The sequence below is a fragment of the Rhodovulum marinum genome (assembly GCF_004343075.1).
Classification (GTDB): domain Bacteria; phylum Pseudomonadota; class Alphaproteobacteria; order Rhodobacterales; family Rhodobacteraceae; genus Rhodovulum; species Rhodovulum marinum.
Map to the genome: position 1 here is coordinate 112,064 of NZ_SLXP01000002.1, position 19,112 is coordinate 131,175.

Consider the following 19,112-nt stretch of genomic DNA (forward strand, 5'->3'; position numbering starts at 1 on the left):
GGCAAGGGTGAAGGAACCGCATGAACTGGGTGGAACAGACCAAGATTCCCGTCGGCCGGGTCGCGTCGGACGTTTTCGACTGGTTCCAGGTCAATGGCGCCTGGTTCTTCGACGGGCTGTCCGACGCGATGGAGGCGCTGATCGAGGGCGTCTTGTGGGTGTTGCAGACCCCGCCGCCGCTGGCCGTGGTCGCCGCCTTCGCCGCGCTGGCCTTTGCCCTGCAACGCAGCTGGAAACCCGCCGCGCTGGTCGCGCTGGGCTTCCTGTTCATCCTCAACCAGGGCTACTGGGAGGAAACCACCGAAAGCCTGACGCTGGTGCTGTCGGCCTGCGTCGTCTGCATGAGCGTCGGCGTGCCCATCGGCATCGCCGCGGCGCACCGGCCCGGTCTTTACCGCGCGATGCGGCCCGTGCTCGACCTGATGCAGACCCTGCCCACCTTCGTCTACCTGATCCCGGCCATCGTGTTCTTCGGCATCGGCATGGTGCCCGGCCTGATCGCGACGGTCATCTTCGTGCTGCCCGCGCCGATCCGGCTGACGCATCTGGGCGTGTCCTCCACCCCCGTCGCGCTGCTCGAGGCGGCGCGCGCCTTCGGCGCCACGCCGTGGCAGACGCTCTGGCGCGTGGAACTGCCCTCGGCTTTTCCGCAGATCATGGCCGGGCTGAACCAGACCATCATGCTGTCGCTGTCCATGGTGGTGATCGCCGCGCTGGTGGGCGCCGACGGGCTGGGCGTGCCGGTGGTGCGCGCGCTGAACCAGGTCAACACGTCGCTGGGGTTCGAAAGCGGCTTTGTCATCGTGGTCGTGGCCATCATGCTCGACCGGATGCTGCGGGTGGACCGGAAATGACCGCGGTTTCCTTCGACAACGTCTCGATCGTCTTCGGCGACCGCCCCGGGGCGGCCCTGCCCCTGATGGACCGCGGGCTGGACCGGGCCGAGATCCAGCGCGAAACCGGCCAGGTGCTGGGCGTGCACGATTGTTCCCTCGACGTGGCGACCGGCGAAATCCTCGTTCTGATGGGCCTGTCGGGCTCGGGCAAGTCAACGCTGTTGCGCGCGGTCAACGGGCTGAACCCGGTCGCCCGCGGCGAGGTGCGCATCGCACATCGGGGCGGCACGGTCTCGGTGACGCATGCCGACCGCAAGACGCTGCGCGATATCCGGCTCAACAGCATCTCGATGGTGTTCCAGCAATTCGGCCTTCTGCCCTGGCGCAGCGTGCGCGAGAACGTCGGCCTGGGCCTCGAACTGGGCGGTGTGCCGGCCCGCGCGCGCACCGAGCGCGTCGACCGCCAGCTCGACCTGGTGGGCCTCACCGACTGGGCCGAACACAAGGTGGGCGAGCTGTCGGGCGGCATGCAACAGCGCGTGGGCCTGGCCCGCGCCTTCGCCACCGAGGCGCCGATCCTCCTGATGGACGAGCCTTTTTCGGCGCTCGACCCGCTGATCCGCACCCATCTCCAGGACGAACTCATCGCCCTGCAGAAACAGCTCTCGCGCACCATCATCTTCGTCAGCCACGACCTGGACGAGGCGTTCAAGCTGGGCGACCGCATCGCCATCATGGAGGACGGCCGCATCGTGCAATGCGGCAGCCCGCGCGACATCTTCAACAACCCGGTGAACGACTACGTCGCCGATTTCGTGGCCCACATGAACCCGCTGGGCGTCTTTTGCGCCCGCGACGTGATGGAACCGGGCGCGGCCCCCGCCGCCGCCTCGGTCGACCCCGACATGACCGTGGCCGATGTGATCGACCTTCTGTCCCGGGCGGGCGAGCCGCTGAACGTCACCGAGAACGGCCGCGTCCTGGGCCGCATCTCGCGGCAAAGCGTGCTGACCCGGCTGCGGGGCGCGGATTAGGGCGCCCGCCCAGTGCGGCCAAGGGTCCGAAGAATCCGGTAACGCTTTCGGCGCGGGCCATGGCAAACTGGTCCCATGGAAGCGCTGATCGCCCTGATCTTTCTGCTGCTCGGCCTGTTCTTCCTGGTGCTGCCGCTGGTCGCCCTGCTCTGGGCGCGCGATGCGGGGCGCAAGGCCGACGCGCTGCGCCACGAGGTGACGGAGCTCCTGCGCCGGATCGAGGACCTGGAAGCCGCCGCCGAGACCAAGGCCCCGCGCCCGCCCCCGGTCACCCCCGACCTCGAACCAGAACCCGAACCCGAACCCGAACCCGAAGCGCCGGAGCCCGAACCCCTCCCCGCCGCCGAACCGTCCGAACCGCCGATCGCCGCCCGCGCGGCCCCGCCCGAGGCCCCCGCCCGCAGCGTCGAGGAAACCCTGACCTCGCAATGGATGATCTGGCTGGGCGCCGTCGCCGTGGCGCTGAGTGCGGTGTTCCTGTTCCGCTATGCCATCGACCAGGGCTGGCTGACACCGCTGGCCCGCGTGCTCGCAGGCCTCGCCCTCGGCGGCCTTCTGCTTGCCGCCGGCGAATGGACCGAACGCCGCCCCGTCCACGGCGTCGCCCGCGCCATGAACCCCGATTACGTGCCCCCCGCGCTGACCGCCTCGGGCATCTTCGCGGTCTACGCCGCGCTTTTCGCCGCGCATGGCCTCTTCGGGCTGATGGGCCCCGCGACCGCCTTCGTCGCGCTGGGGCTCACCTCCTATGCGGCGCTCGGCCTTGCGCTGCGGCAGGGCTGGTTCGTGGCGCTGATCGGGCTGGCGGGCGGCTACCTGACGCCCGCCCTGATCGACAGCCCCGCGCCCCGGGCGCTTCCGCTGTTCCTCTATCTCGGCCTGCTCTCCGCGGGCTGCCTCGGGCTGATGGTCTGGCGGCGCTGGTGGTGGTTCGCCGCGCTCACGCTGATCGGCGCGCTGGCCTGGCCGCTCCTCTGGCTGCTCACACAGGACCGGCCCCAGGACCAGGGCGTGCTCTCGGCCTATGCGCTCGGCCTCGCCGCGCTGTTCGCACTTCTGTCCACGCGGCTGCCGCTCAAGGCCCCCGACACGCCGATGTGGCGCTGGATGGCGGCGATGCTGGCCGACACCTCGGGGCTGGGCTTCACGCTGTCGGGGATGCTGCTTCTGGCCTGCGCGCTGCGCTACGATTTCAACGCGCCCGCCTTTGTCTTCCTCGGGCTTTACGGCGCGCTCGCGCTTGGCCTCGGCGCCTGGCGCGGGCGGCTGGAAAGCCTTGCCGTCGCCGCCGCCCTGATCGGGCTGGCCGCCTTCCTGCTCTGGCCCGCACCGGCCGAGATCACCCCGCCCCAACGCCTTCAGGAACTGGGCCTCGGGGCCGCCGACACCGCCTTCGGTCCCTTCCTGATGCCGGCCGAGTTCCACGTCTTCGCCCGCGCGCTGTGGGGCTTTGCGGCGTTGTTCGGGCTGGGCGGTTTCCTCGCCCTGCCGCGCGGGCGCACGGCGGCGGTCTGGGCGGGGCTGTCGGCGGCCATGCCGGTGATCCTGTTCGCCATCGCCTACTGGCGCATCGGCGCGTTCGAAATCGACATCGGCTGGGCGGGCCTCGGCCTTGGGCTGGCCGGGCTGCTGGTGCTGGCCGCGACCCTCATCGCCCGCCGCGCTGCGGGCCGCGACCGCGACGTGGCGCTGGCGTTCTATGCGGCGGGGGCGACGGCGGCCATCGCGCTGGCCTTTGCCTGCCTCTTGCGCGAGGCCTGGCTGACCGTGGCCCTGGCCGCCGAGGTCTTGGCGCTGGCCTGGATCTGGGACCGGCTGCGCGTGGCCGAAATCCGCGCCGTGGCCGCCCTGACCGCCGGGGTCGTTTTGGTCCGCCTCGTCCTCAACCCCGCCATCCTCGACTACCGGGGCGGGTTTGCGAACCTGGTGGGCTGGGTGATCTACGGCTACGGCCTGCCGGCGGCGGCGATGGCAGGCGCCGCACGGATTTTCGCGCGCGGCCCCGAAGGCCCCCGCGCCCCGGTGGCGCTCTTGTGCGAGATCCTGGCCGCGGGCTTCGCCTTCCTGATGGTCGCCTTCCAGCTGAAACTCTGGACCTCGGGCACGCTGCGGCCCCAGGGCTGGGACCTGTTCGATTCCGCCGTCCAGGTCGCATGGTGGAGCGTGGCCACGATGCTCTTGCTCGACCGCCGGGTCACCGCCCTGCGCCCCTGGCCCCGGCCCGCGGGGCTATTGGTGCTGCTGGCGGCGGGGCTGGCGGTGGGTCTGGGCCACGTTCTGTCGCTGAACCCGCTATGGACCGGCGAGGCGGTGGGCACCCTGCCGCTGCTGAACCTTCTGGGCCTCGCCTATCTCTTGCCCGCCCTCATCTTCTGGGCGCTCGGCGCGCTGTCCCGGTTCGATATTCCCACCCCTGCCCGCCGTGCCCTGTTGCCGGGCGCGCTGGGGCTGGTGTTCCTCTACCTGACACTGGAAACCCGGCGCAGCTTCTGGGGGCCGTGGCTCTTGGATGTCCAGCGCGTGTTCTCGGGCAATGCCGAGATCTACGCCTATTCGGCGGTCTGGCTGGTCTTCGCGCTGACGCTTCTGGCGCTGGGCATCTGGCGGCACTCGCAGGGTTTGCGCTACGGCTCGCTCGCGGTGCTGATCGTGACCGTGGTCAAGGTGTTCCTCTACGACATGTCCGATCTGACCGGGCTCTACCGGGTGGTGTCCTTCCTGGGGCTCGGCCTCGTGCTGATCGGCATCGGCCGGGTCTACCAGCGCCATGTCTTCCGCCCCCGTCCCGCCCCCGAGGACGGCTGAGGCGCGATCTGGCAGTTTGCGGCGGGCCGACAACAGGGAATCGGGCGTCGACCGGGGGCCGGGGCGCGCGGCCGGGGTCCGATAAAAGTCATATGGAATTCATATGCGATTCATATGGAATTCATATTGCCGATTCCGGCGGTTTCGACCCCTGCCCGCGGCCCCGCCGCGCCAGCCCGGCAGCCCCGTAAACCGCGTTTTCCGGCCGGAAAGAAATTGACGACCCGCGCGCCGCGGCCCAGATTGAGGGCGCGAAATTGCAAAACAATCCGACAGGGATACCCATGACACAACGCAAAGCGGTTGCTTCGTCCACCTTTGCCTTGACCCTCGCGGTCCTTGCCGTGCCGGCCTCGGCCGACACGCTGCGCCTGCTGACCTGGGGGGGTTATGCGCCCGAGAACGTGGTCGCCAAGTTCGAGGAAGAGACCGGCCACACGGTCGAGGTGACCTTGTCCAACAACGAGGAAATGATCGCCAAGCTGCGCGCCACCGGCGGCGGCGGCTTCGACCTCGCCCAGCCCAGCCAGGACCGCATCGCCGGCCCGCAGGAGGAATTCGGCATCTACAAGCCGATCGACCTGTCGAAAATCGACACCTCGCTGTTCATCCCCTCGATGCTCGAGGCGACCAAGGCCAACACCACTGTGGGCGGCGAAATCTACGGCGTGCCGCATGTCTGGGGCACCAGCGGCCTGGTGGTGAACACCGCCGCGGCGCCGGGCGTCAAGGATTACACCGATCTCTGCGCACCCGAGGTGGCGGGCAAGGTGTCCTACCGGCTGAAACGGCCCACGCTGATCGGTTTCGCCTTCGCGATGGGCGAAGACCCGTTCGCCGCCTATGGCGACGAGGCCGCCTATACCGAGATCATGGACAAGGTCGAGGCCAAGCTGATCGAGTGCAAGCCCGGCGTGAAGACCTACTGGAGCGGTGGCGACGAGTTGATGAACCTCGTTCGCTCGGGCGAGGTCGTGGCCTCGATGGCATGGGACACCGGCGGCTGGAAGCTGAACGCCGACAACCCCGACATCACCTTCGTGGCGCCCGCCTCGGGCGCGCTGGGCTGGGTCGATACCTTCGTGCTGCCCGCCAAGGGCAAGGCCGATGACGTGGCCTATGAATGGATCAACTTCGTGATGCGCCCCGAGATCGCCGCCATGATCACCGAGGCCGCCGGCAACTTCACCGCGTCCAAGGGCGCCGACGAATACGCCGCCGACGACCTCAAGGCGCGCTACCAGGCCAGCTTCCCGCCCGAGGCGCTGGACAACATCAAGTGGTACCCGCCGGTGCCCGCGGGGCTCGAGGCCATCGAGGGCGGCGTTCTGGACCGCGTGAAGGCCGCCAACTGACGACAGGAGCGCGGCATCCGGGGGACCGCCCCCGGGTGCCGCCCTTCGACCGGGAGTCCCATGACACTTCCTGACCTCGAATGCACGGGCCTGACCAAGCGGTTCGGCACGGCGACCGCCGTAGATGCGGTGTCCTTCGACGTGCCGCCGGGCTCGTTCTTCTCGATCCTCGGCCCCTCGGGCTGCGGCAAGACCACGATCATGCGAGTGATCGCGGGTTTCCTGGACCCGGACGCGGGCGACATCCTGATCCGCGGCCGCTCGATCCTGAACACGCCGCCGAACAAGCGACCGGTGAACATGGTGTTCCAGCACCTCGCCCTGTTCCCGATGATGACCATCGCGGAAAACATCGGCTATGGCCTGCGCCGGCAGGGCATGGCCAAGGCCGAGATCGCCCGCAAGGTCGACGCGGCGCTGGACCGGATCGGCCTGCCGGGGATCGGCGCGCGCAAGATCGACGAGCTGTCGGGCGGCCAGAAACAGCGCGTGGCGATTGCCCGCTGCATGGTGCTGGAACCCGACGTGCTGCTGCTGGACGAACCCCTGGGCGCGCTGGACCTGAAGCTGCGCGAACGGATGAAGGTCGAACTGAAGGAGATGCAGGCGGCCTTTGATACCACCTTCGTCTACATCACACATGACCAGTCCGAGGCGCTGGTGATGTCGGACCGGATCGCGGTGATGAACCAGGGCCGGTTCGAACAGATGGGCACCGGGCGCGAATTGTATTATCGCCCCGAAACCGCCTTCGTCGCGGGGTTCGTGGGCGATACCAACCGCTGGCACGGGCGGATCGAGCGGGTCGAGGGCGACGCGCTGCAGTTGGTCACCGACAGCGGGCTGACCCTGCGCGGCGCACGCCACGGCCGGGCGTTGTCCCCGGGCGGCCGGGCCGAGATTTTCGTCCGCCCCGAGGCGATCCGCCTGACCCGCAGCGCGGGGGAACTGGCGCATTTCGACAACCGGATGTCGGGGCGGGTGACCGCGCTTCTTTTCAACGGCGCGGCAAGCCGGGTGCTGGTGCAGGCCGGCCGCGAAGAGATCGAGGTGAACCTGCCCCAGTCGGGCGAGTTCGCCGACCTGGCCCGGGGCGCCGAGGTGCATATCGGCTGGGCGGGCGACCAGGGCAACTGCTTTGCGGGGACGCCATGAAGGCCGAGGCGCGGATCGGGCTGATCCTGCTGCTGACGCCGCTTTTGCTGTGGCTGTCGCTGCTGATCGTGATCCCGCATATCGACATGTTCCTGGTGTCGCTGAGGGAACGTGTGGGGGTGGGCGAATACCGCATTAGCCCCGCCAACTACCTGACTTTCCTGACAGAACCGCTTTACCTGCGGACCTTTGCGCGCACCGCGATCATGGCGATGCTGGCCACGCTCATAACCCTGCTGATCGCCTTCCCCGTTTCCTACTACATCGCCAAGATGGCCCGCGGGCGCACACGCTCGGCGCTGTTCCTGTTGTGCCTCGTGCCGTTCTGGGTGTCGGAACTGGTGCGCACCTTCGGGTGGATGATCCTGCTGCGGGAAACCGGGCTGATTTCCACCCTTCTGCAATGGGCGGGGCTGGCCGATCAGCCGGTCGAGATGCTGTATAACGACGCCGCGATCATGGTGGGGCTGGTCTATACCTCGATGCTGTTCATGGTGGTGCCGCTGGTCACCACGCTGGAAAGCCTGCCCGACGAGGTGATCGAGGCGGGCTATGATTTGGGCGGCACCAATGTCAGCGTGATGCGGGAAATCGTCATTCCGCACGCCACGCCCGGCATCGTCTCGGGCTGTATCGTGGTGTTCATGCTGTCCCTGGGCAACTACCTGACGCCCACCATGCTGGGCGGCAAGGACAGCCTGTGGTTCACCGAGTTGATCTATTCGCAGTTCATCGTGCGCTTCAACTGGGAACTCGGCGCGGCCTTCGGCTTCCTGCTGTTGCTGCTGTCATCGCTGATCGTCTGGGGGATGCTGCGGCTGACCGGGCATACGCTGGAACGGACGATGGGGTGAACCGATGATCCCCACGATCCCTCAGCCCCGCCTGCTGACCGCCGCCTACACCGCCTACGTGGTCACTTTCTTCGTGTTCCTCGCGCTGCCGCTGGTCGTCGTCGCGGTCTTCGCCTTCAACGACAGCCAGTTCCCCTCGCTGCCGTGGGAGGGATTCACCTGGGGCTGGTTCTTCGGCGAGGAACGCCCGGTGATCGGCGTTTTTCACGAACGGCCCATCCTGCGGGCCATCGGCACCTCGGCCTTCGTGGCGGTCTGCGTGTCGATCCTGTCGGTGGGCGTGGGCCTGTCGAACGCGTTCCTGTTCAACCGCTACCGCTTTCCGGGCCAAGGCATCCTTTACGTCTTCATGCTGTTGCCGCTGGTGATCCCGGGCATCGTTCTGGGCATCTCGATCCTGGTGTTTTCCTCGCGTATCGCGAACGGCGCCTGGGACATCGCCGAATGGGATATCGAGGCGCTGCGCCCCGGTCTGACGCTGGTGATCCTGGGCCAGTTCTCGTTCATCGCGACGATTTCCACGCTGGTGATCGCCGCGCGGCTGCAAAAATTCGACCGTTCGCTGGAAGAGGCCGCGCTGAACCTCGGCGCAAGCCGGCTGACCGCGGTGCGCACCGTGACGTTACCCTACCTCGCGCCCGCGATGATCGGGGCCTTCGTCGTGGCCTTCCTGATGAGCTTCGAGAATTTCAACACGACGCTGATGCTGGTGGGCTCGGACGCGCCGCTGACCATCGCGATGTTCGACCGGCTGAAAGAGGGCTCGACCCCGCTTCTGAACGCCGTGTCGCTCTTGCTGATGCTGGGCTCGTCGCTCCTGGCGCTGGTGATGATCGCGTTCCAGCGGCGGGGCTGACGCGCCCGCTGCGCGAATTGATCCATGCCGCGCTATGCCGTAGGGTGATCGCGGGACTGGATGGGTTCGGGGGGATGGCGATGCGCGGAATTCTTGGAATGGTGCTGGGCCTTGCGATCGGCACGGCCGGCCTGCCCGCCGCGGCCCAGCAGGTCAGTGATGCCGAGTTGCTGCGCCTGTTCGAAGCGCAGCGCGACGCCTTTCGCGCGGCCGCGGAAAGCGGCACGGGCCGGGCGCGCGGGGTGACGCTGGTGCCGCTGGGGGCCGGTGCCGCGCCCCGGGCCGAACCTGCCCGGCCCGCCCCCACGCCGGCGTTGCGCGCCGCGCCCTCCCGGCAAGGCGCCCAGGCACCTCTGACGCGCCAGCTGGTGCCGCAGCGCGTCCCGGCGCCCACCGCGCCCGAGGCCATGATCGCCGCCGCGCCGCCGCCTGCCGCAACCCGTCCCGTGTTCGGCCAGTTCGCCCCCGAATTGCAGGTCAATGTCCGCATCGAATTCGCCGTAAACTCCGCCGCGCTGGTGCCCGCGCAAAAGCCGCGCCTGGAACAGCTGTGCCGCGTGATGAAGGCCAGCGACATCCGCCAGTTCCGCATCGTCGGCCATACCGACGCCTCGGGCAGCGACAGTTACAACCAGCGCCTGTCGGAGGACCGCGCCGAGGCGGTGCGGGGCTATTTCGTCACCGAATGCGGCATCGACCCGGCCCGGCTGGAGGCGGTGGGCATGGGCGAACGCTTCCTGCTCGATACTGCCGACCCGGACGCCGAGGCGAACCGCCGGGTGGAATTCCAGGCGATCGGCTGAACCCGGCCGCGCCTATTCCTCCAGCCCATAGGCCGCGCGCAACCCGCGTTGCGTGCCCGGTCCGAAATCGCCGTCAATGGCGCCTGCATAGAAATCATGTTCGCGCAGCAGCGCCTGCAACGCCCGGCGCGTGTCGGGTTTGAACATGGTCGGCCGCTCTGTCAGGATCTGCAAGACATCCTCGCTGCCCGACCGCAAGGCACCGTAAAGATACCCCGCCGCCGCCTCGGCCCCCTTGCCCGGGACCAGCCCGTCGTCGATCAGCGCGGCATAGTTGAACATCGCCTGCGGGTGACGCTGTTCGGCGGCACGCTGGAAAAACCCCAGCGCGCGCTGCGGGTCGCGCGGCAGGCCCAGCCCGCCCTGGTAATACATGAAGGCAAGGTCGTTCAGCGCATCGGCGAAATCCTGCGCCGCCGCCTGCCGGTAAAGGTCCAGCGCCCGCGCCTCGTCCTGCGGCACGCCCAAGCCGGTCTCGTAAAGCTTGGCCAGTTCGAACTGCGCCTCGGGCGAGCCCGCCTCGGCCGCGCGCGCGAACAGCCGGGCGGCATCGGCGGGGTCGAACCGCGCCGCCTCGGGGTTCAGCCGCATGTAGGCCAGCCCCAGGATCGACCGGGTGTCTCCCTCTTCGGCGAGGCCGGCCAGTTGTAATTCCTGGTCGGGGCGCAGGCTGGACCACGCGACGGGGCGATTGGCGGCGTCCAGCCGGTCCCCGGCGGCGCCGGGACCGGCCAGGTAGAACGGCGCGCCCGGCAGGGCGCCGTAGGTATGCGGCTCCTGCCGGTTGCCCGTTCGCGCCAGCACCTGATCGCGCACCTGCCGGAACATCAGCGATATTTCCAGCCCGGGCCGGGTCAGCCTGTCGATCAGCGCCAGCGCAAAGGGGCTGTTGCGGCCCTCGCCGTCCAGCGCCACCTGCCCGTCGCGCGCGGCATAGGCCACCAGCGTGCCGCGTTCGGGCGAGGGCGGCGCCAGCCCCGCCTGCCCGGCGGCAAGCGGCGTATCCATGTCGATCAGGTCGCCGAACGGGTTGTCGCGGCAGGAATCCAGGATCACGATCCGCATTCGCCGCGCCCGGTCCACCGCGCGCAGGAAATCGTCGAGCGAGACCGCCTGGGTCTGGATATCCCGGTTCGAGCGCACCGCCGCATCGGCCGGGATCAGGAAATTCCTGCCCTGCACCTCGACCCCGTGGCCCGCGAAATAGATCAGCGCCAGGTCGGCCGTTTCGGCCTGGAAGGCAAAACGATCAAGCACCGCGCGCAGATCGGCGGCGCCGGGGTTCACAACCGTTCGGACATCGAATCCGATACCGGCCAGCGCCTCTGCCAGCGCGGTGGCGTCGTTCACCGTGTTCTTGAGCCGCGGGATCGTCGCGTAATCGGCCACGCCAACCACCAGCGCCACGCGGTCGGCGGCGCGCGCCGGGACGGCGGCGAAGAGGATGGCGATTGCCAGCCACAGGATGCGCATCGAACTCCCCCGACCGTTTGCCTGGGTGCCATGTTAGCCGAAATCCGCGCGCCGCTGAACCGGACCGTCGATTGGCCGAAGGGCGCGGATCGTGCTAGGCTGGTCCTGTGCAAGGGGGGGATCCGTTCGCATGCCGGGTGGCGCGTCGCTGTCGATCTCTCGGGGTTGGTTGGCCACCCCCTCCCCCGCGCCGTGCCCGTCCCAGGAGGCCCGATGACCCGCCGTGCCCTTGTCCCGCTGATCGCACTGATGGGGTGTGCCGCGGCGCTGTCGGCCGAGGCCCAGGGTGTCAGTACCCCGCGGGATCAGCAGGGCACGCGGTCCGCGAATGGCGGGGACTCCGGCTTCGTGACGCCTGAATTCTACCCGGCGCCCCCGGGCTTGCCGCGGGGCAGCCTCTCGGACGGTGTTACGGGCCTGATCGTCCGCGACCTGTCCGAGGCCCGGGATTTCTGCATCCGCAGCCCACGCGTGGAATATGTCATCGACTGTCTGTCGGAAGAATACGGCCGGATCGCCGAAAAAATGCCGCGCGGCGATTACGAGGCCGCGAAATCGGCCGTCGCGGAGGCCGCGCGCGGCCTGGGCGCGCTGGCGGGGGCCAATGCCGACCCGCGGTTGCCGCGCGCGCGGCTGAAACGGCCGGGCGGTGCCGCGACGCCACCGCTGACCCCGGTGCGCAGCACGGCGGTGAACCGGCTGAACGCGGCCGCCGCAGAGATCGTGGAAGAGGCCGAAACCGTACTGTTGCGCGCGGCCGAACGGTCCGACCGGCGCCGGGCCCACTACCAGCGGATCGCGGCGGCCATCGGCTCGACCAAGGTCCTGCTGCGCGCGCTGTAATATGGCGGATGACCCAGCCGCCCGAGACATCGACACCAGGAGGACCGGCGACCATGACCCAGTTCCGAAACGCCCCTTGCACGGCCGCGCTGGCCGCGCTTGTCGCGCTTTCCGCCCCGGCCCATGCGCAGGCCGCCGCCCTGCCCTATACCGCCGCAAAACCGGCGCCGGCGACATATGCCCCCGACCTTGTGCAGGTCCGGGCGCAGGGGGCGGCCCCCGCGGTGCCGGGCGCAACCTCTGCGTTCTCGACCGCGAATACCGACCGCATCCTCCGGCGGATCGAGGCCGGGCGTGAATTCTGCGCCGGGATCGCCCAGCGGGAATACGTGATCGACTGTCTCGCAGCCCAGTTCGAGCGCGTGGCTCGCGCCCTGCCCGGCCCCGATTATCGACAGGTCGGACAGATCATCGGCACCGCCGCGGCCGACCTGCGCCGCCTGGCCGAGGCCAATGCCGCCCCCGACCTGCCGCGCGGCCGGGTGCGGATCGGTGGGACGACCTCGCCACGCGCGCTGACGCCGGTACGCCGCGACGGGCTGGCACGGCTGAACCGGCAGGCGTCCGGCATCCTGCAGGAAGCCGAAACACAGCTGTTGCGCGCGGCAGAGGGATCAGCACGGCGCCAGGTTCATTACCAGCGGATCGCGGCGGCCATCGGCTCGACCAAGGTCTTGCTGCGCTCGGTCTGACCCCGGCCAGGGCGCGGACGAACTGTCGCAATCCCGTTCGATTCCGGGGGCTTGGCAGAAAAGACCCGTCATCGTGGGCGATCGCTTGCAAAAAATACGAATGAAGGACTCGTATTTTCATTCTGACTTGATTCAGGTCAAAGCGCCCATTTGGAAGGATTCTAAGGTTTCACGGACGCGTGAACCTTGGAAAAACGGTGTTACCCATGAAACGTCTTCTCGCAACTGCGCTTTTGACCACCGCGATGGCGGTGCCTGCCGCGGCCTCCGAACTTCGGGAGATGGCGCTTGATTATTTCGAGCCGCTGCCCTCGACCATCCCGCAGATCGCGGACAACCGCATCACGCCCGAGAAGATCGAACTGGGCAAGGCGCTGTTCTTCGACCCGCGGCTGTCGGCCTCGGGGGTGTTCTCGTGCTACTCGTGCCACAACCTGACCACCGGCGGCGACGACAACATGGAAACCTCGGTCGGCCATGGCTGGCAAAAGGGACCGCGCAACTCGCCCACCGTGCTGAACGCGGTGCTGAACGAGGCGCAGTTCTGGGATGGCCGGGCCGAAGACCTCAAGGCGCAGGCCAAGGGCCCGGTGCAGGCCGGCGTCGAGATGGCCAACACCCCCGACAACGTGGTGGCCACGCTGAAATCCATGCAGGCCTACCAGGACTGGTTCTCGGCCGCCTTCCCCGATGAGGCCGACGCGGTGACCTTCGACAACATGGCCCGCGCGATCGAGGCCTTCGAGGCCACGCTGATCACGCCCTCGCCCTTCGACGCCTTCCTGAACGGCGACGACATGGCGCTGACCGATATCCAGAAAGAGGGGCTGGAACTCTTCGTCGATAAGGGCTGCACCACCTGCCACAACGGCGTGAACCTGGGTGGCAACGGCTATTACCCGTTCGGCCTGGTGGAAAAACCCGGCGGCGACATCCTGCCCGAAAACGACAAGGGCCGGTTTGCCGTCACCGAAACCGCCTATGACGAATACGTCTTCCGCGCCGCGCCCTTGCGCAACATCGCGGAAACCGCGCCCTACTTCCATTCGGGCAAGGTCTGGGATCTGAAGGTGGCCGTGCAGGTCATGGGCATCGCCCAGCTGGGCGAAGAGGTCAGCGACGAGGAAGCCGACAAGATCGTGGCCTTCCTCGAAAGCCTGACCGGCGAGGTGCCCGAGGTGACGCTGCCCGTGCTGCCGGCCGAAACCGCCACCACGCCGCGGCCCGACATCATGGTGCACGAGCACTGAACACGGGAACCGCAGCAAGACCATACCGGGGCCGGCCGCCATCGCCGGCCCCGTTTTCATGGAACCGTCCCCGCGTGCCGCACCGGCATTCGCCCCCGTGCCGGGTGCACCCCGCCCCCGGCCATGCCCCGGGGCGCATGTGCTCTTTCGACCGTCAGTCCGCCCTGCTCGACGCCCTGCCGTCCGGCGGTCCGGGCCTCGACACCGGACATCGAGGTTTTCAGTGGCGCCTCTGCCCTGCGCCGACGCGACCTGAGAGACAAGGGAAACAGGCAGGTCGCCGCCGGCGTCTTCATTCTTCGCGGAAGGAACGGCCGAAATAGACGCGGATCGGGCGGGTCAGGTAGGACAGGGGCGTGCGGTCCTGGGTGCGCAGGAACGCCTCGACCGGCATGCCGGGCAACAGTTCCACACCGGGCAGGTCGGCCAGCGCGCTGGTGTCGGGCAGGATCACCGCCTCGTAATAGGTCTGCTGCGTCGCCTGGTCCTGCAGCGCGTCGGCCGAAACGCGCAGCACTTCGCCGGACAGTTCGGGCGTGGTCCGGCTGTCATAGGTGGTCAGCCGCAGCGACACGTCCTGGCCGGGATAGACCTGGTCGATATCCACCGGGTCGATCCGCGCCGAGACCAGCAGGGGCTGGCCGCCGGGAACCACATACATCATCGGTTCGGCGGGCTGGACCACCGCGCGCACCGCGAACACGGACGAGCCGAAGATCACCCCGTCGGCCGGGCTGCGCACGTCGAGCCGCGACAGCTGTTCGATCAGGCTCAGGCGGCGTTCCTCCAGCTCGATCTCGCCATATTGCAGGTCGCGCAGCTGGGTGATCGCATCCTCGCGGCGGCTGTCGACCAGGCGCAGTGCCTGCACGGCCAGTTCCGAGATGCGCGCCCGGCTTTCCGCGATCTGCGAGGTCAGCCGCCCGATATCGCCCTCGAGCCCCGCCTCGTCGCGCTGCAGCGCCAGCACCTGGCCCACCGGCACCAGGTTCTGCGCATAAAGCGTTTCCTTGTCGGTCAGCTCGCGTTCCACAAGGCCCAGCTGTTTGCGCAGCGCCGCGATCTGCGCCTGGGTGCCCTCGATCTGGTTGTCGATCTGGATCTTCTGCTCTTCGATCTGGTCCAGTTCCTGCGCCAGCGCCGCACGACGCGCGGCGAACAGGCTTTTCTGGCCCTCGACCTGGCCCGCGATCCACTCGGGGTCGAGATTGTCGAAACCGGTGATCTCGTCGATTTCCAGCGTCTCGAGCCCGTCGCGCTCGGCGACCAGGCGTGCCTTGCGCACCTCGATCTCCAGCATCTGGCGTTCGACGATGGCCAGTTCAGAGCGCAGGAAGGTTCCGTCCAGCCGCAGCACCACCTGGCCCGCCTCGACCGTGTCGCCATCCTTGGCCAGGATCTCGCCCACCACGCCGCCATCGGGATGCTGCACGACCTGGCGTTCGCTCTCGACCTTGACGGTGCCCGAGGTGACGACGGCACCGGCGATATTGGTCGCGACCGACCAAAAGCCCAGCCCGCCGACCAGCAACAGGATCGCCAGGATGCCCACGGCCATCGGCAAGCGCGCGCTGGGCAGCTTGCCCGCGGGCGGCGCGGGCGGGGGCGTCTGGCGGCGGCCAAGGGGCAAGCGGGGCCACCTCATGCGCCCGCCCCCTGTACGGTCACACCCCGCACCGCCCCGATGGAGCGTTGCACCTCGCCGGCATTCTTCATCTGCGACCGCACGACCTCGTCCCGCGGGCCAAGCGCCTTTTGCAGGCCTTTGTCGATCACCAGCAGACGGTCGCACACCGCGATCGCCGAGGGCCTGTGGGTCATGATGATCACCGATTTGCCGGATTTCTTCATGTCGGTGACCACCGCGTTCAACGCTTCGGACCCTTCGGCATCGAGCGCCGAGTTCGGCTCGTCCAGCACCAGCAGGACCGGATCGTGATACAGCGCGCGCGCCAGCGCCAGCCGCTGGCGCTGGCCGCCCGACAACAGCCCGCCCCCCTCGACCAGCGGCGTGTCGTACCCCTTGGGCAGGCGCAGCACGATTTCATGCACGCGTGCCAGCCGCGCGGCCTCGACCACCCGCTTGGGGTCGGGGTCCAGCGCCATGTGGGCGATGTTCTCGGCCACGGTGCCGTCGAAGAACCGCACCTCTTGCGGCAGACAGCCGACATGCCGGCCCAGCCTTTCGGGGCCGTATTGATCCAGCGTCGCGCCGTCCAGCCGGATCTCGCCGGCGGTGGCGGGCACCAGCCCCTGGATCAGCCGCGCCAGGCTGGTCTTGCCCGCCCCGCTCTTGCCGATCACGCCCAACGCCACGCCCGGTTCCAGCTCGAAGCTGATGCCATACAGGATCGGCGGCGTGCTGGCCGATGTGCGCAGCGCCACGTTCGACAAGGACAGCCGCGCCGCCGGTTGCGGCAGTTCGGTCGGACGCTCGCGCGGGGGCAGTGCCTTTAAAAACGCCTTAAGCTCGCGCCAGCCGGTCCAGGCGCGCTGGATCGCGGGCCACTGGCCCAGCACCTGTTCCACCGGGGCAAGCGCCCGACCCAGCATGATCGAACCCGCGATCATCGCCCCCGGCGTCAGTTCCTGTTGCAGCACCAGCCAGGCGCCCAGGGCAAGCATGCCCGATTGCAGGAAGAACCGGAACGAGCGCGAAAAGGAACTGAACGTGCCCGTGCGGTCGCTCGCCCCCAGCCCCTTGGCGCTGGCCTCGTCCTGCAGCCGCGCCCAGCGCTCGGCCATCACCGGGGCCATGCCCTGCGACCAGACCAGTGCGCCGCCCTCCTCGGTCTGGCGCGCCAGGCGCTGGGCGGCATGGCTCAGACGGTTGGCCCCCTCAAGCCCCTTTTTCGTGGTGACGCGGTTGATCAGCGTGACCGCGATCAAAAGCGCGGCCCCGGCCAGCGCCATGTATCCCAGCAGCGGGTGGAAGATGAAGATCGCGGCCAGGAAAAGCGGCGTCCAGGGCAGATCGAAAAAGGCCAGCAACACGGGCGAGCCGAACATGTTGCGCACCGCCTCCAGGTCCTGAAGCGCGGTCCCCCCCGGCCCCTGCCCGCCCCTGAGCGCCGTGCGTTCGACCACCGCGGTAAAGATGCGCCGCCCGAACACCGCCTGAAGCCGCGCCCCGATCCGCGCCATCACCCGGCCGCGGGCGAAATCCAGCAGCCAATAGAAAAAGTACAGCGCCGCGACCAGGATGAACAACGCAACCAGGGTCTCTTCCGACCGCGAGCCCAGAACACGGTCGTAAACCTGCAGCATGAACAGCGGGCCGGTCAGCATCAGCGCGTTGGTGAAAAGGCTGAAAACCGCAACCCACCAAATAAGCCCCAGGCTGCGGGCACGCGCCAAGGTGAAATCGGTTTTGGTCTTGTCGCTGCTCATCGCGGCGGCCTCCGGCAGGCGGGAAAACGAGGGCCGCGGTGACACGCGGCGGCATCGGCGTTGCGGCGGGCGGACGCGCAGGCGCACGGCAATCCGATCAGGCGGTTCATCGGTGTCCTTGTCTCGCTTCCCCTGCGGGACCGTCTTCCGGCGCGCGTCCCAGGCTCGCGCCATGGCTGGGCCACACAAAGCGGTTTCCGCACCGGAATTCAAGCGCGGCGTGGCGCGCTGGCCGGAAACCGCCGCCGCCCGCGCACGAAACGGCGTTGCCTGTCCCCGGGTCGCGGTGCAATCCTGCCCCCCGGGAGGGATTGTGCATGATAGACAAGCTGGAAATGTTCATCGCGCTGGCGCGCGAGCGGCATTTCGGCCGCGCCGCCGAGGCCTGCGGCGTGACCCAGCCCACCCTGTCGGCGGGCATCAAGCAGCTGGAGGAACAGCTGGGCGTGATGCTGGTCTGGCGTGGTTCGCGCTATGGCGGGCTGACGCCCGAGGGGGCGCGGGTGCTGGAACGCGCCCGCACCATCGTTGCCGACACCCGCGCGCTGCGCGAGGAGATGCGCGCGGTCAAGGCGGGGTTGTCGGGCGATTTGCGGATCGCAGCGATCCCCACCGCGCTGGCCGCGGTCAGCGTACTGACCGAACCGCTGGCCGCGCGCCATCCCAAGATCCGCGTAACGGTGCTCTCGCGCACCTCGGCCGAGATCCTGCAGATGCTGGACGACCTGCAGATCGACGCGGGCCTGACCTATCTCGACAACGAACCGCTGGGCCGGGTCACCGCGCTTCCGCTTTATGCCGAGCATTACAACCTGTTGGTCCGCGCCGACGATCCGCTGGCCGCGCGCGGCGCGTTGACCTGGGCCGAGGCCGCCGGCCTGCCGCTGTGCCTGCTGACGCCCGACATGCAGAACCGGCGTATCGTTGACCGGCACATGGCCGAGGCGGGCGCGACGGCCGAGCCCCGGCTGGAGTCGAATTCGATCATCACGTTGATCGCGCATGTCCAGTCGGGCGGCTGGGCCACGATCCTGCCCCGGCGCAGCGCCGCGCCCTTCCTTGACGGTGGCGGACTGGTCGCGCTGCCGCTGACCGCACCCGAGGCGGAACACCAGGTGGGCCTCGTCGTGCCGCATCGCGAGCCTCATACGCCGGTTTTGAACGCGCTGATCGACGCCGCGCGACGAGCGGCGTTTCGATAGAAATCTTCTATCGACCGACGAATACGCAGGATTGATCGGCCACCCCGCGCTTTGGCACACTATGGCATGCCAAGGGGGGAGCGCGATGGCCGAGGCTGAGATTTCACCCACCGCCCAGCGGGCGCGAGAGATCGCGGCCGCCCATGCCCATCTGGACGGACCACTTTTGCCGGTGCTGCACGCGGTGCAACATGCGCTGGGCCACATCCCGCGCGAGGCGCTGGCGCCGATCGCCGAGGAACTGGACCTGAGCGTCGCCGAAATCCACGGCGTCATCAGCTTTTATCCCGACTTCCGCACCGAACCCGGCGGGCGCCGCACGCTCAAGGTCTGCCGGGCCGAGGCCTGCCAGGCGATGGGCGCGGCGCGGCTGGGCGACGACCTGCGCACCCGGCTGGGTGTCGACTGGCACGGCACCACCCAGGACGGCGCGGTGACGCTGGAACCGGTTTACTGCCTGGGCCTTTGCGCCTGCGGGCCCGCCGCGCTGGTGGATGAAACGCCGGTGGCGCGGGCCACCGCCGACCGGCTGGAACGGATGGCGCGCGAGGTGGTGGGATGAGC

At 68.7% G+C, this 19,112-nt stretch carries 16 protein-coding genes; 13 read left to right on the forward strand and 3 right to left on the reverse strand.

Annotation, left to right across the window (positions count from 1 at the left end; all coding sequences use genetic code 11):
- Positions 1-20: 20 nt before the first annotated feature.
- The 8 genes from choW to EV662_RS19825 all read left to right on the forward strand — a co-directional run bounded on the left by choW (position 21) and on the right by EV662_RS19825 (position 9,698).
- Positions 21-854 (forward strand): choline ABC transporter permease subunit, encoded by an 834-nt coding sequence (gene choW / locus EV662_RS03645; protein ID WP_132460788.1) that lies wholly within the window; start codon positions 21-23, stop codon positions 852-854.
- Positions 851-1,870 (forward strand): choline ABC transporter ATP-binding protein, encoded by a 1,020-nt coding sequence (gene choV, locus EV662_RS03650; RefSeq protein ID WP_132460789.1) that lies wholly within the window; start codon positions 851-853, stop codon positions 1,868-1,870. Before choW ends, choV begins: the two co-directional genes overlap by 4 nt.
- A 75-nt stretch (positions 1,871-1,945) precedes the next feature.
- On the forward strand, positions 1,946-4,675 hold the full coding sequence (locus EV662_RS03655) for a DUF2339 domain-containing protein (RefSeq protein ID WP_132460790.1): 2,730 nt from the start codon (positions 1,946-1,948) through the stop codon (positions 4,673-4,675).
- Positions 4,676-4,959: 284 nt separating this feature from the next.
- The gene (locus tag EV662_RS03660; RefSeq protein WP_132460791.1) at positions 4,960-6,030 is read left to right on the forward strand and encodes an extracellular solute-binding protein; all 1,071 of its coding nucleotides are present in this window, start codon (positions 4,960-4,962) and stop codon (positions 6,028-6,030) included.
- Between the two features lie 60 nt (positions 6,031-6,090).
- On the forward strand, positions 6,091-7,185 hold the full coding sequence (locus EV662_RS03665; protein ID WP_132460792.1) for an ABC transporter ATP-binding protein: 1,095 nt from the start codon (positions 6,091-6,093) through the stop codon (positions 7,183-7,185).
- Positions 7,182-8,039 carry an ABC transporter permease gene (locus EV662_RS03670; RefSeq protein ID WP_132460793.1) on the forward strand — a complete coding sequence of 286 codons (858 nt, stop codon included), beginning with the start codon at positions 7,182-7,184 and terminating at the stop codon, positions 8,037-8,039. Before EV662_RS03665 ends, EV662_RS03670 begins: the two co-directional genes overlap by 4 nt.
- Before the next feature lie 4 nt (positions 8,040-8,043).
- Entirely contained in the window at positions 8,044-8,895 is an 852-nt protein-coding gene (locus tag EV662_RS03675) for an ABC transporter permease (protein WP_132460794.1), read from the forward strand.
- An 80-nt stretch (positions 8,896-8,975) separates the two neighbouring features.
- Positions 8,976-9,698: an OmpA family protein gene (locus EV662_RS19825; protein WP_243695761.1), complete on the forward strand. Its 723-nt coding sequence runs from the start codon at positions 8,976-8,978 to the stop codon at positions 9,696-9,698.
- Between the two features lie 12 nt (positions 9,699-9,710).
- On the opposite strand, the gene EV662_RS03685 is transcribed toward EV662_RS19825, so the two are convergent.
- Positions 9,711-11,171, reverse strand: coding sequence for a caspase family protein (locus EV662_RS03685; protein WP_132460795.1), 1,461 nt, complete (start codon positions 11,169-11,171; stop codon positions 9,711-9,713).
- Positions 11,172-11,384: 213 nt separating this feature from the next.
- On the opposite strand from EV662_RS03685, the gene EV662_RS03690 reads away from it, so the two are divergent.
- The 3 genes from EV662_RS03690 to EV662_RS03700 all read left to right on the forward strand — a co-directional run bounded on the left by EV662_RS03690 (position 11,385) and on the right by EV662_RS03700 (position 13,956).
- Positions 11,385-12,014, forward strand: a complete 630-nt coding sequence (locus EV662_RS03690) for a hypothetical protein (RefSeq protein ID WP_132460796.1) — start codon at positions 11,385-11,387, stop codon at positions 12,012-12,014.
- Between the two features lie 53 nt (positions 12,015-12,067).
- A complete protein-coding gene (locus tag EV662_RS03695; protein WP_132460797.1) occupies positions 12,068-12,706 on the forward strand; it encodes a hypothetical protein in 639 nt (212 codons plus the stop codon).
- 206 nt (positions 12,707-12,912) lie between these two features.
- Positions 12,913-13,956 carry a cytochrome-c peroxidase gene (locus EV662_RS03700; protein ID WP_132460798.1) on the forward strand — a complete coding sequence of 348 codons (1,044 nt, stop codon included), beginning with the start codon at positions 12,913-12,915 and terminating at the stop codon, positions 13,954-13,956.
- A 292-nt stretch (positions 13,957-14,248) separates the two neighbouring features.
- Here EV662_RS03700 and EV662_RS03705 read toward each other — a convergent pair whose 3' ends face one another.
- Both EV662_RS03705 and EV662_RS03710 read right to left on the reverse strand, forming a co-directional pair.
- Complete coding sequence (locus EV662_RS03705) at positions 14,249-15,601, reverse strand: HlyD family type I secretion periplasmic adaptor subunit (protein ID WP_132460799.1); 1,353 nt, start codon at positions 15,599-15,601, stop codon at positions 14,249-14,251.
- Positions 15,598-17,346, reverse strand: a complete 1,749-nt coding sequence (locus EV662_RS03710; RefSeq protein WP_132460800.1) for a type I secretion system permease/ATPase — start codon at positions 17,344-17,346, stop codon at positions 15,598-15,600. Before EV662_RS03710 ends, EV662_RS03705 begins: the two co-directional genes overlap by 4 nt.
- 317 nt (positions 17,347-17,663) lie before the next feature.
- Between EV662_RS03710 and EV662_RS03715 the strand changes: the two genes are divergently transcribed.
- Together EV662_RS03715 and EV662_RS03720 are read left to right on the forward strand one after the other, a co-directional pair.
- Positions 17,664-18,548 (forward strand): LysR family transcriptional regulator, encoded by an 885-nt coding sequence (locus EV662_RS03715; protein ID WP_132460801.1) that lies wholly within the window; start codon positions 17,664-17,666, stop codon positions 18,546-18,548.
- 85 nt (positions 18,549-18,633) lie between these two features.
- Positions 18,634-19,110, forward strand: coding sequence for a formate dehydrogenase subunit gamma (locus tag EV662_RS03720; protein ID WP_132460802.1), 477 nt, complete (start codon positions 18,634-18,636; stop codon positions 19,108-19,110).
- Positions 19,111-19,112: the final 2 nt, after the last annotated feature.